Genomic DNA, 12,520 nt, shown 5'->3' with positions numbered 1-12,520 from the left:
CGAAAAAAAATGTGGTCTCTATCCCTTACGGGAATAGGGGCCGCATTTTTTTATTACCATCCATGACGGTTATCGAAAAATAATGGCATATATTTGCAAGTCAACAACCGATTATCATTAAACCTATGCGATACTCCGTTATTATCCCCGTTTACAATCGTCCCGATGAAGTGGACGAATTATTGCAAAGCCTCACTACCCAACATTTCAAGGATTTCGAAGTCATAGTGGTAGAAGACGGATCATCTGTCCCTTGCGAAGCGATAGTAAATAAATATCAAGGGAAACTGGACATACATTATTACGCCAAACCAAACTCCGGCCCGGGACAGACCCGTAATTACGGGGCCGAACGCAGCGGAGGGGACTACCTTATCATATTAGATTCGGACTGTATCCTTCCCGAAGGATACTTCGATGCAGTGGAACAGGAACTTTCTGCCACCCCGGCCGATGCCTTTGGCGGACCGGACCGGGCACATAGTTCTTTCACTGATATACAGAAAGCGATCAATTATTCGATGACTTCTTTCTTCACTACCGGAGGCATACGCGGGGGTAAAAAGAAAATGGATAAGTTCTATCCGCGAAGTTTCAATATGGGTGTCCGCCGTGAAGTCTATCAGGCATTGGGAGGTTTCTCTAATATGCGCTTCGGCGAAGACATCGATTTCAGCATTCGCATTTTCAAAGGAGGATACCGATGCCGTCTCTTTCCCGGTGCCTGGGTATACCACAAACGGCGCACAGATTTTAAGAAGTTCTTCAAGCAAGTACACAACTCCGGCATTGCGCGTATCAACCTCTATAAAAAATATCCCGAATCGCTGAAAGTCGTCCACCTGCTACCGGCTGCATTCACATTAGGAGTTACACTTCTGCTATTATGTACTCCCTTCTGCCTGTTCAGTCTTGTCCCGATTCTGCTTTATACATTGCTGGTCTGTCTGGATTCTGCGCTGCAAAACAAAAGTTTACGCATCGGCATCTATTCCATCGCTGCCTCTTTCATCCAACTTATCGGATACGGAACGGGATTCTGGCGTGCGTGGTGGGAACGCTGTGTATTGGGAAAAAACGAGTTTGAAGCTTTCCGCAAGAACTTCTATAAATAAAAAAGGCGGTCTTTCAGTTGTTGATATAAAAAGAATACAAACACTCTCTATCCGACTTATGAAAAACAAACAAAAACTAAACATCAACCAGTGGTCCAAAGCCGATAGGCCACGCGAAAAAATGATGGCAAAAGGTGCCGAAGCATTGAGCGACGCCGAGCTGTTGGGCATCTTGATAGGTTCGGGCAATACGGAAGAGAGTGCCGTTGAACTGATGAGAAGGGTACTTGCCTCTTGCGACAATAACCTGAATGAACTGGGGAAATGGGAAGTACGAGACTTTTCCTCGTTCAAGGGCATGGGACCCGCCAAAAGTCTTACTATCATGGCAGCTCTTGAACTGGGGAAAAGGCGCAAACTACAGGAAAGCAAAGAGCGTAAACAAGTCAGATGCTCAGAGGACATTTACAGGCTGTTCCACCCATTAATGTGCGACCTGCCACAAGAGGAGTTCTGGATCCTACTTTTGAATCAGGCATGCAAAGTAATCAGCAAATTACGTATCAGTACAGGGGGGATTGACGGAACATACGCCGATGTACGTACCATCTTGCGGGAAGCCCTGATAGGACGTGCCACACAGATAGCTCTGATTCACAATCATCCGTCGGGCAATGCAAAACCAAGCCAGGAAGACAAACGCCTGACGGCAGCTATACAAAAAGCGTCGCAAACAATGAATATTACCCTGACGGATCATATCATTGTCTGCGACGGTTGTTTTTATAGTTTTGCTGACGAAGGGCTTATCTGATTCGTCTCCGGCAACTGACTCCGGAAAATTAAAGCTGTGTTTCTCCCTCGATGTAATTCTCAAGAAACAGGTTCTCACCATCAAACACCGCATAAGAGAAATAATTGATCCAGTCGCCCAGAATAAGTATACGTGCGGTAGCACTTAACATCAAGTCAAGTTCAATGTGACGGTGACCGTAGATGAAGAAGTTTATATCGGGATGATTTTTCAGATACTCCTTTGTGTAAAGCACCAAGAACTCCTTATCTTCACCCATATAATCAGGCTCTTTCCCCCCTTCACGTTTCAATCGGCTATGTTTGGCCCAATTCAGTCCTAAATCCATACTCCAACGGGGATGAATGGCGGAAAATAAAGTCTGCAACGTACGACTATGGAACATCGTGCGCAGTAACTTAAACTTTTTGTCCGGATCGCCCAGTCCGTCACCATGCGCCAAATAGAACTCTTTCCCATAGATTTCCGTAGTCACCGGCTCACGGTGAATCGTCACCCCACACTCCCTGGTCAGGTAATCGCCACACCAAAGATCATGGTTGCCCGTAAAGAAATGCACCTCTACTCCCATATCAGTCAGTTCAGAGAGTTTTCCTAAAAAACGGGTATAACCTTTGGGCACCACCAAACGGAACTCATACCAAAAGTCGAACATGTCACCCAGCAGATATACCGCGGCAGCTTTATGTTTTATGCTGTCGAGAAAATTGACCAGGCGCCGCTCCTGTGTACGTCCGTGCTCTATGGCACGTGAACCCAAGTGGGCATCAGAAAGGAAATATACGTTCTTCATACTGTAAGAATAGATCGTTTAAGAATAGAGGTAAAACAGTAACGATTATAAAAAGCCCAGTTCCAGTTTAGCCTCTTCACTCATCATATCTTTGTCCCACTCCGGCTCAAAAACCAGATTGATAGTGGCGGAATTCACTCCCTCAATTGACTCTACTTTCTGCCGCACATCTTCCATAATGAAATCTGCCGCAGGACAATTAGGAGCGGTCAGGGTCATATCGATAGAAACCTCTCCCTCTTCGGCGACGTCTATCTTGTAGATCAGTCCCAGATCGTATACGTTTACCGGTATCTCGGGATCGAATACGGTTTTGAGCATATCTACTATCTTTTCTTCTATTTCAAACTTAGTCATTTCTATATTTCTTTGAAAGTTTACAAGACAAAGCTAAAGAAATTCTTTGAAAGATAGAGAATATTGAGGATAAATTAACGTCAACGAGGCAAGTTCATTACAAAACACACAGAGTACACAGAGTTTATTAATACGTATATCAACAAATCCTCTGTATACTCTGCGGGCTCTATGGTGAACTTACCTGCCGGTTACTTATATCCGCCCGCTTTTGCAATGCGTCTCGGAATCTCTGTATTATCCATTTTACCGATGAACAGATCAGAACCGGCACCGATAGCAAACACCGGCACATATCCTGCAGAATGCCCACCGCTGGTCCAGCCTACCATAGCGATCTGATCCATCACCTCTTTGGCTTTGGCTGCCATCGGTTCGGTCTTGGCATACATACTCTCGGCAAATTCTACTTTATTTTTCACGAATGACTTTTCATATTCGTCACGCAGTTTCTTTTCCTGCTCCCACGAGATAGGAAGTACAGACCAGAAGCCCATCTGTTCGGACAACAGATTTTTAACGTCTTCCCAAGCCACATGGTTGTTCTTAGCTTTGCGCAAATCACTGATCTTCTTAGACAATTCTTCAGCAGATGCCTTCTGGTTTTCAAGTGCTTTAAGATTCAGAGCGTATCTTCCGGTTCCCAATGCCATACCACCTGTCTCATGATCGGCAGTTACTACAATCAGGGTTTCTTTCGGATGTTTTTTGTAAAATTCATAAGCAACTTTGATCGCATTATCCATATCGGCTACTTCGTGGAACACTGTAGCAGCATCATTTCCATGGCATGCCCAGTCTATCTTACCACCTTCTACCATCAGGAAGAAACCTTTATTTTTTCCTTTGGTCAGAAAATCAATCGCGCTTTCCGTTATCTGTGTGAGGGTTAAGTCACCTTCTTTACTGTCGATAGCATAAGGCAAAGAACCCGCATCGGCACCTTCCTCCTGAATCAAAATCATCTTACCGGCTGTGGCAGCTTTAGCCTTATAATCGTTATATCCACGGGCAATGGTGTAACCGGCTTCTTCGAACATCGGGAAAACGCTCGGAGCTTCTTTTTTGTCGTAAGTAGTAGTCGGTTTCAGGAAACCGGCACCGGCATAAAAGTCAAAACCGGCTTTAGGAAGATCGGTAGCTATTTCATAATACATATTACGATCCGGCTGGTGTGCATAGAAAGCTGCAGGAGTAGCATGATCGACGCTTACACTGGTAGTAACCCCAACCTTCTTGCCGGCTTTCTTAGCTTTCTCGGCAACAGTCTGTAAGGGATTCTTCTGATCATCCATGCCAATAGCACCATTATAGGTCTTTTCACCGGTTGAAAGGGCTGTCCCGGCAGCAGAAGAATCTGTCACAGAGTTGGTAGCAGAAAAAGTAGTAGCCATCGTTCCGACGGGAAACCGGGTGAAAAGCAAAGGCTCCACACCAATGCGCCCTTTCTGGATTTCGGCACGGTACATCTCCGTACCATTTACTTGGTTCACACCCATTCCATCACCAATGAAATAGAAAACATATTTTGCCTGAGCATTCGCAATAACTGCCACACAGACAAAAAGAAAGAAATAAAAAAGTCGTTTCATTCTTGTATCATTTAAGTTTATTTGAGTTAGTGATAGCAAAGATAAAACTTTTAAAATGAAGAAAAGGAGAAAGGGGTATGAATATTCTGTTAAATAGCTCGTCCCCGGCTGCTTAGCGCTCAAAAACGGATTGCCTCCCTCCACACCCAAACTATATAAAAAGCCGGAGTACAGAGAATAAATCTCCGCCTCCGGCCTTTCCTCTATATTACTTATCAACCTTTATTTATCCAGGATAGCCATTGTATCAGACGCAATCAGCAATTCTTCGTCTGTAGGGATCACCACTACCTTCACTCTTGAGTCATCAGCTGAGATAATGGCCTCTTCACCACGAACCTTATTCTTTTCAGCGTCGAGTTTCACGCCCAGAAATTCCAGTCCTTCACAAACACCGGCACGGCAAGTTGCCTGATTTTCACCGACACCACCTGTGAACAGGATAACGTCTACGCCTCCTAAAGCAGCAGCATATGCACCAATATATTTCTTAATGCGGTAGAAATACATCTGTTCTGTCAAGATAGCCTGAGGATCACCTTTTGCAACGGCAGCCTCCAAGTCACGCATATCACTTGAACCGTTCATCATACCAGCCACACCGCTTTTCTTATTCAACAGGTTGGAAATGCCTGTAGTTGTCAAACCTTCTTTATCCATAATGAATGTTACAGCTCCGGCATCGATATCACCAGAACGGGTACCCATCATCAAACCTTCCAACGGTGTCAATCCCATAGAAGTATCGATACATTTGCCATCTTTGATAGCGGCGATCGAACCACCATTTCCGATATGGCAAGTAATCAGTTTCAGTCCTTCCGGTTTAATCCCCAGATATTCGCACACGCGCTGTGAAACGTAACGATGGGAAGTTCCGTGGAAACCATAACGACGTACACCGTACTTTTTGTACAATTCATAAGGAATAGCATACAGGTATGCATATTCCGGCATGGTTTGGTGGAATGCAGTGTCGAATACACCGATTTGCGGAACATTCGGCAGAATAGCCGTAATGGCATCAACTCCTTTCAGGTTAGCAGGATTGTGGAGGGGAGCCAGATCGTTGCAGGCAGCGAAAGCTTCAAGCACTTCTTTAGTCAGTAATACTGATTTACTGAAGCGTTCACCCCCGTGTACCATACGATGACCTACGGCATTGATCTCTTCAAGTGATTTGATAGCGCCATATTCCGGGCTTACCAAGGTATTCAGGATGAACTCTACCCCTACAGTATGTTCCGGAATATCCTTCTCAAGGATTTTCTTCTCACCGTTGGGCAAAGTCAGTTTCAGGAATGAATCTTTCAAACCGATTTTTTCGATTCCTCCCTGGGCAATCACTTCTTTGCTGTCCATATCGAACAGCTTGTATTTGATAGATGAACTACCACAGTTCAACACTAAAACTTTCATATCTGATTTTCGATTTAATTATTTACCATTCTTTGCAGCAATCGCCTGATTGGCTGTGATTGCAATCATTCTGTATACGTCTTCAATAGAACATCCGCGTGAAAGATCGTTTACCGGGCGGGCAATACCCTGAAGAATCGGGCCTACAGCATCGGCATGTCCCAAACGCTGCACCAGTTTATAAGAAATATTACCAACTTCCAGACTCGGCACAATCAGCACATTTGCCTCACCGGCAACCGGAGAACCGGGAGCCTTGCTCGCACCTACCGAAGGAACCAGAGCAGCATCCGCCTGCATTTCACCATCGATATTCAAATCGGGTGCCATCTCTTTAGCTAATTTCAATGCCTCTACCACCTTGTCCACATTTTCATGCTTTGCCGAACCTTTAGTAGAGAAACTAAGCATTGCTACTTTCGGATCAGCTATTCCTGCTACCGCCTGAGCAGTACGCGCTGTACAAACGGCAATCTGTGCCAGTTGTGAAGCGTCCGGAACCGGAGTTACAGCAACATCCCCCATCACCAGCAGACCATTCTGACCGCATTCCGGTGCATGTGTCAACAGCAGCATAGCACCCGACACACATGTAATCCCCGGAGATGTCTTTATAATCTGGAGAGCCGGACGAAGCACATCTCCCGTAGTATTACGGGCACCCGCCAATTGTCCGTCAGCGTCACCACTTTTAATGATCAGACAGCCCAGATACAACGGATCGAGTACCAATTTACGGGCTTCTTCGATAGTCATACCTTTTTTCTTACGGAGTTCGCACAACAATTGCGCATATTCTTCTTTCTTCGGATGATTCTCAGGATCAATAATAGTGGCCCTGTTGATATTTCCGAGTCCCCATTTGGCAGCGGCAGCATTAATTTCTTCCGGATTACCCAAAAGAATCAAATCTGCAACTTCATCTGTCAAAATCTGATTGGCAGCTTTCAAGGTACGTTCCTCTGTACCTTCGGGAAGGACAATGCGCTGGCGATTAGCTTGCGCACGCGCAACGATAGAGTTAATTAAATTAAGCATAGATATTTAATATTGTATATAAATTCAGTAGGGTGTGTTATTTCACGCCGCAAAAGTACACAATATTGCAATATCAACATTGCAATTCGGGGTATTTTTTACCCCGAACCTGCAATTATTATAATATTTAACACTAACGGATTATTTCCGGAGCTACACTCTTGAAACGATCCATACACATTCCTATCGGTGCACCGATATAAGTAGGATCACAAATAAGATATTTTTTACCATCCAGCAAGATGTAGTCACCCGAGATTTCTTCGTTGAACCGGACAGCCGAAGCGATATGGTTCGGATAGTCGAGCAGCACAGCGTCCAATCCCATCAAGTCTTTCACCAGATTGGAGAACAAGATGGCACGGTCCTCACAGTCACAAGCCGGATAATAAAAGTTCTCGTCCATGAAGAAAGGCTTTTCATAGCCAAATTGTTCACCATCTGTCTGATATTGAAATGAATTCTGTACAAAATCAATCAGAATGTTCGCAGCATCCTTCTCTGATTTTCCCTTTATAGCTGTCTGTAAAGACGGGTAAAGGGCACTCTTCAACTCTTTGCTCATAGGTGTTTTATAGTAGACAGCAACTTCACATTGCGGATAATCTTTATAAAAGTCCATCAGGTTCTTATTGACAACCGCATTGATTTGAAGAAGAGATTTTTCCGAAGGAGACACTGTTTTACCCAACTTTTGCATACCGAACTGTGGCACAGCGTTCAAATCCATACACACCAGATTCTTGGCATTGGCAAAATCCTGACTGTAGGTATAAACAGCCATCGAACCGCCCTTATCTGCTTCAAACACATAGTACTTGACACCCTTGAAAGTAATATACGGAACACCGAATATAGTTCCTGCCGGAGCCACCAACAACTTCAGCTTATCGTTTATTTTAGACAGACGCACCTTATATCCACATTTATTGAGAATAAACATCTGTAAAAAAGCAACATCATCTTTCCGGGCAGCACCACACATTTGTACCCCTAACTGTTTAATGAACAGCAAGAATGCCCAGTCGTTCATCCGGTGCTCATTCTTCAAACGGACGCAATCGTTAATCAATTGCTCGTGATCGGCTTTACACAACCGGCTCCAAGCAGCCGCAACTTTACTCTCGCTTGTCCCCCCCAGTACAAAGTCTTCAATAATATCCGTAGCCACCTCAAACTGAGTACCATAGAACTCAACCACATTGCGCCGCACCGAACTTCCGGGCAGCGGAACCGGGATATCAACTTTCACAGGAATATAAGGTTTACCCGGTACATAGACACCGGGTGCCGGCTTATCTGCTACCGCAGGCAGATCCGGCTTTTTAACTTCCACATTTACTTTATCCCCTACTCCCGGTCTATCGGACACAGGTATTTTGGGAGCCGCCGGCTTAATCTCTACCGGAGCAGGGACAGGTTTCTTTTTATCGAAAAGTGTCGGTTTCACCGGTTCCGGTCGTGTCGGCATTGAATCCCCCACAGAGGCATTATACTTTTGCCACGCTTCCTTCAGAAATGTGGCAAACTCTTCGTCTGCTTTATTTTTAAAGTCTTTATATTCTTTCTGCTGTTTCTTTTGGAAATTATCAAACTCCTTCTGATAATTCACATCCTGTGCCATAGCAACGGATGGAACCAGAAAGAGTGACGCAAAAACGAAAGAAAAGTAATATTTCGTTTTCATCATAATAAGTGATTAATGATTAACGGTCAGTAGTTCGGGAACCACTATTTTATAAGTACCATATCATAAAAAGCACAACGCTGAACTGCCGGAATAGAGTACACCCACTCTAATACATTCTGATAAGTGACCTCTTTAGTAAACGGAATATCCTCTTTAGTTGCCACCATCATCATATTTATCTTCTCGCTCTCCTTGTTATGCTGTTTCTCCATACGATAGTCCACAGCATTACTGAAAGGAATCGAATATTCTTTGCCGGCTTTCAACAACGTATTGGGTTCGTAACTATTAGGATAAAGCAAAGCTCCCCCATTACTGTCGAACCAGAAAAACTTCAAGTATGAATCCGTACCATGTACAGTCAATTTACAGTGAAACACATCCCCCTCACGATAGAGTGTCTCCACCCCTTTCACTTCGAGAGCATACGAACTGTCCGGTTTATCCTCTTTCTGCACTTCGGCATCGATGGTTACTACCTTATACAAGCTGCGTGTATCTGTGTCCCAAACCTCTTCTACCTTTTTATTAGTAATATTCACCATTCCTCCGATAGCAAGCACATTCATTTGCGAATAAGCTTCGTGAAGCTCCTGTCCGTCTTCCTGGGTAATCTGCCCAAAAACAGACCACACATTCTCCATCACGCCCGCCTTTTGCAAAGCAGCTTTCTTTGCTTCCATAAAAGCACGCTCTTCCGCCTGCTTCAATGTGATGTCATCGCTGACCTGCCAACGCCCTTGTACACCTTTCACTTTTACGGGTTTCTGCGCGTAAAGAGCGCTGGCAGCGGTCAATAAAAGTACAGCTAAAATTCCTAATAGCCTGTTTACGTTCATTCAGTTTGCCTTTTTATATTAAAACTCACTGAGCAAGTTTATCCAGTTCTTTAGCCAGTTCCGGTGATTTTTTAGCCAATTCTTCGCTAAGCGCTTTGACAGCAACTTTGTTTGCCGCCTCCAGACTGTAACCAATGGTAACCATTACCTCAACATTTTTATTTGGCAATGTCCTGTACACTTCCACCAAAGGAATAGTGCGCCCCAATGTTCCGCTGATAATACTTTTTCCGGCAGCTACAGCACTCGACAGGCTGGCCGCTTCTTCCTGTCCCATATCATCATTGGCAACCTTCGATTCAATCAGTTGAGTCACCTTTGTCTGAACCTGTCCGGCAATGTCAATCTTAGCAGTATTGGTTGCCTGCATAGCCGCAGCCGACTGATTTCCACCAATCACTCTTGCAGTTGCTATATACCAATATGGATTGCCATTCATATCGATTTCCATCTGTTTTTCCCATGAATTTTCCAGCTGTTTGTCCAACGGCAATTTTCCAACCGGAGTCTTGAAGCCTTCTTTTGCCAGTGCTTTCGCCTCTTTGCGGGCTTCTTTAATCGCTTTTTTCTGCAAATCTTTGTTGATTACTTTTTCGTCCTTTTGAATTGCTTTATAAGCCTTACCTGTCGCTTTTTCTTGTGCAAATGCATTTAAAGAAATCATCATTGCCAGTGTTGCAAAAACACTGATTAACAAACTCTTTTTCATGTCAATTCTGTTTTTAGTAGTTAATATTCGTTATGTATATTCGTTTTTCATTTTGCAAAAATAGATAAAGTAATCCATTTCGTTTACTTTTTCTTGATTTTTTTGTAGTTGCCCACTGTTAAAAAAGAATCTTCGTACCATATTAGTTGATACCCTAACTCTATTTTTCATAACTTTGCAACGTTTTCAAAATTCAATAGGTAATAGTATGATACGTCAGTGTGCCATTTTATTTGGCTGTTTGGCTTTGGGTGAATTGATTGTTTATCTCACGGGAATTAAGCTCCCGTCCAGCATCATCGGGATGTTGCTGCTCACCCTTTTTTTAAAATTAGGTTGGATCAAATTGCATTGGGTGCAAGGAATGTCCGACTTTCTGGTTGCTAATCTTGGTTTCTTCTTCATCCCCCCGGGAGTGGCCCTGATGTTGTATTTCGACATCATTGCGGCGCAATTCTGGCCGATTGTGATAGCTACCTTAGTCAGTACCCTGCTGGTGCTTGTCATCACCGGATGGGTTCATCAATTAACACGTAAACTCAAATGAACTATTTAGAAAATGAATTTTTCCTGTTGGCAATCACTTTTGGGATTTACTTCTTTGCCAAGCTTTTACAGAAAAAGACAGGAATTCTGTTGCTAAATCCGATCCTGTTGACTATTGCAGTCATTATTATCTTCCTCAAAATAACAAACATCTCTTTTGAGACTTACAATCAGGGTGGACATCTGATTGAATTTTGGCTGAAACCGGCAGTCGTAGCACTTGGAGTTCCTTTATATCTGCAACTTGAAACCATAAAAAAACAGCTGCTTCCCATCATTCTGTCCCAATTGGCCGGCTGTATCGTCGGTGTGATATCAGTAGTATTGATAGCCAAGTTAATGGGAGCCTCGCAGGAAGTAATTCTGTCACTTGCTCCTAAATCGGTAACCACTCCGATTGCTATGGAAGTCACTAAAACATTGGGGGGAATTCCGTCACTGACAGCAGCTGTAGTAGTATGTGTAGGTCTGCTGGGTGCTGTATTAGGTTTCAAGACCATGAAAATCATGCACGTAGGTAGTCCTATAGCTCAAGGGCTATCCATGGGTACGGCCGCACATGCCGTCGGCACCTCAACGGCTATGGACATCAGTAGCAAATACGGAGCTTATGCAAGTCTTGGCTTAACGCTCAACGGTATATTTACCGCATTGTTGACTCCAACTATTTTACGAATGTTAGGCATTCTCTAACAAAATCGTTTTATCTTTGTTATATATAAACAGTTAATTAGGAAACAAAAACTTTATGATCGCATTCAAAGATATAACGATCCAGGATAAGGATACCATCACAGCTTACACGATGAATAGTTGCCGCCGCAACTGCGACCTATCTTTTTCAAACTTATGCAGCTGGCGGTTCTTGTATCACACCAAGTTTGCCATAGTCGATAATTTTCTGGTTTTCAAATTTTGGGCCGGTGATGAACTGGCTTATATGATGCCTGTCGGTGAAGGAAACCTCGAAAAGGTATTGAACGAACTGGTTGAGGATGCCCGGCAGGAGGGCGAACCTTTTTGTATGCTGGGTGTCTGTTCGTGTATGCGCGAAGACCTTGAGGCTATCATGCCCGGTCAGTTCGGATTCACGGTTGACCGTGATTATGCCGACTACATTTATTTGCGCAGCGATCTCGCAACACTGAAGGGAAAAAAATTCCAGTCAAAGCGGAATCACATCAACAAATTTCGCAACACATACCCTGATTACGAATACACTCCGATCACCAAAGACAGAATTCAGGAGTGTCTGGAACTGGAAGCAAAATGGTGCAAAGCCAATGACTGTGACCAGCAGGAGGGAACCGGAAACGAGCGCCGTGCTTTGCTCTATGCCCTCAACCATTTCGAAGAGTTAGGATTAACGGGAGGTATCCTGCATGTCAATGGTCAGATTGTAGCTTTTACTTTCGGCATGCCGATCAATAAAGAAACCTTCGGTGTACATGTGGAAAAAGCAGATACGAATATTGATGGAGCTTATGCCATGATCAATTACGAATTTGCCAACCACATCCCCGAACAATATATTTACATCAACCGTGAAGAAGATTTGGGAATAGAAGGGTTGCGTAAAGCTAAGCTCTCATATCACCCGGAAACGATTCTGGAGAAATATATGGCTTGTTTGAAAGAACAACCTGTAGAAATGATAAAATGGTAGCA

At 43.9% G+C, this 12,520-nt stretch carries 13 protein-coding genes; 5 read left to right on the top strand and 8 right to left on the bottom strand.

Translation table 11 applies throughout. The features are described from left to right. The first annotated feature begins 125 nt into the window (after positions 1–125). Together G7Y45_RS05355 and radC are read left to right on the top strand one after the other, a co-directional pair. Positions 126–1,115 (top strand): glycosyltransferase family 2 protein, encoded by a 990-nt coding sequence (locus tag G7Y45_RS05355; RefSeq protein WP_005810799.1) that lies wholly within the window; start codon positions 126–128, stop codon positions 1,113–1,115. A 58-nt stretch (positions 1,116–1,173) separates the two neighbouring features. Beyond that, positions 1,174–1,869, top strand: a complete 696-nt coding sequence (gene radC / locus G7Y45_RS05350; protein ID WP_005810801.1) for a DNA repair protein RadC — start codon at positions 1,174–1,176, stop codon at positions 1,867–1,869. A 28-nt stretch (positions 1,870–1,897) separates the two neighbouring features. Here radC and G7Y45_RS05345 read toward each other — a convergent pair whose 3' ends face one another. The 8 genes from G7Y45_RS05345 to G7Y45_RS05310 form a co-directional block, all read right to left on the bottom strand. Continuing rightward, on the bottom strand, positions 1,898–2,662 hold the full coding sequence (locus G7Y45_RS05345) for a UDP-2,3-diacylglucosamine diphosphatase (RefSeq protein ID WP_005810803.1): 765 nt from the start codon (positions 2,660–2,662) through the stop codon (positions 1,898–1,900). A 45-nt stretch (positions 2,663–2,707) separates the two neighbouring features. Next, positions 2,708–3,019 (bottom strand): metal-sulfur cluster assembly factor, encoded by a 312-nt coding sequence (locus G7Y45_RS05340; protein ID WP_005778989.1) that lies wholly within the window; start codon positions 3,017–3,019, stop codon positions 2,708–2,710. Positions 3,020–3,210: 191 nt separating this feature from the next. Continuing rightward, on the bottom strand, positions 3,211–4,611 hold the full coding sequence (locus tag G7Y45_RS05335) for an alkaline phosphatase (protein WP_005778990.1): 1,401 nt from the start codon (positions 4,609–4,611) through the stop codon (positions 3,211–3,213). A gap of 222 nt (positions 4,612–4,833) precedes the next feature. Next, positions 4,834–6,030 carry an acetate kinase gene (locus G7Y45_RS05330; RefSeq protein ID WP_005810807.1) on the bottom strand — a complete coding sequence of 399 codons (1,197 nt, stop codon included), beginning with the start codon at positions 6,028–6,030 and terminating at the stop codon, positions 4,834–4,836. A gap of 18 nt (positions 6,031–6,048) precedes the next feature. Continuing rightward, positions 6,049–7,068 carry a phosphate acetyltransferase gene (gene pta, locus G7Y45_RS05325; RefSeq protein WP_005810809.1) on the bottom strand — a complete coding sequence of 340 codons (1,020 nt, stop codon included), beginning with the start codon at positions 7,066–7,068 and terminating at the stop codon, positions 6,049–6,051. Between the two features lie 133 nt (positions 7,069–7,201). Then, the gene (locus G7Y45_RS05320; RefSeq protein WP_005822971.1) at positions 7,202–8,755 is read right to left on the bottom strand and encodes a hypothetical protein; all 1,554 of its coding nucleotides are present in this window, start codon (positions 8,753–8,755) and stop codon (positions 7,202–7,204) included. 44 nt (positions 8,756–8,799) lie between these two features. Next, the gene (locus G7Y45_RS05315) at positions 8,800–9,597 is read right to left on the bottom strand and encodes a DUF4384 domain-containing protein (protein ID WP_005778994.1); all 798 of its coding nucleotides are present in this window, start codon (positions 9,595–9,597) and stop codon (positions 8,800–8,802) included. 25 nt (positions 9,598–9,622) lie between these two features. Beyond that, complete coding sequence (locus G7Y45_RS05310) at positions 9,623–10,306, bottom strand: hypothetical protein (RefSeq protein WP_005778995.1); 684 nt, start codon at positions 10,304–10,306, stop codon at positions 9,623–9,625. 208 nt (positions 10,307–10,514) lie between these two features. Here G7Y45_RS05310 and G7Y45_RS05305 point away from each other — a divergent pair, with 208 nt between their 5' ends. Genes G7Y45_RS05305 through G7Y45_RS05295 form a run of 3 tightly spaced genes read left to right on the top strand, consistent with a single transcriptional unit; the run spans position 10,515 to position 12,518 of the window. Next, entirely contained in the window at positions 10,515–10,853 is a 339-nt protein-coding gene (locus tag G7Y45_RS05305) for a CidA/LrgA family protein (RefSeq protein ID WP_005784314.1), read from the top strand. Then, a complete protein-coding gene (locus tag G7Y45_RS05300; RefSeq protein ID WP_005778997.1) occupies positions 10,850–11,545 on the top strand; it encodes an LrgB family protein in 696 nt (231 codons plus the stop codon). Before G7Y45_RS05305 ends, G7Y45_RS05300 begins: the two co-directional genes overlap by 4 nt. A 55-nt stretch (positions 11,546–11,600) precedes the next feature. After that, complete coding sequence (locus G7Y45_RS05295; RefSeq protein WP_005778998.1) at positions 11,601–12,518, top strand: DUF2156 domain-containing protein; 918 nt, start codon at positions 11,601–11,603, stop codon at positions 12,516–12,518. The last annotated feature ends 2 nt before the right edge of the window (positions 12,519–12,520 follow it).

It is taken from the genome of Bacteroides sp. ZJ-18 (assembly GCF_011038705.2).
In the GTDB taxonomy this organism is placed as follows: domain Bacteria; phylum Bacteroidota; class Bacteroidia; order Bacteroidales; family Bacteroidaceae; genus Bacteroides; species Bacteroides hominis.
The sequence above is the reverse complement of the archived record's forward strand: the minus strand, read 5'-3'. Positions and strand labels throughout refer to the sequence as shown.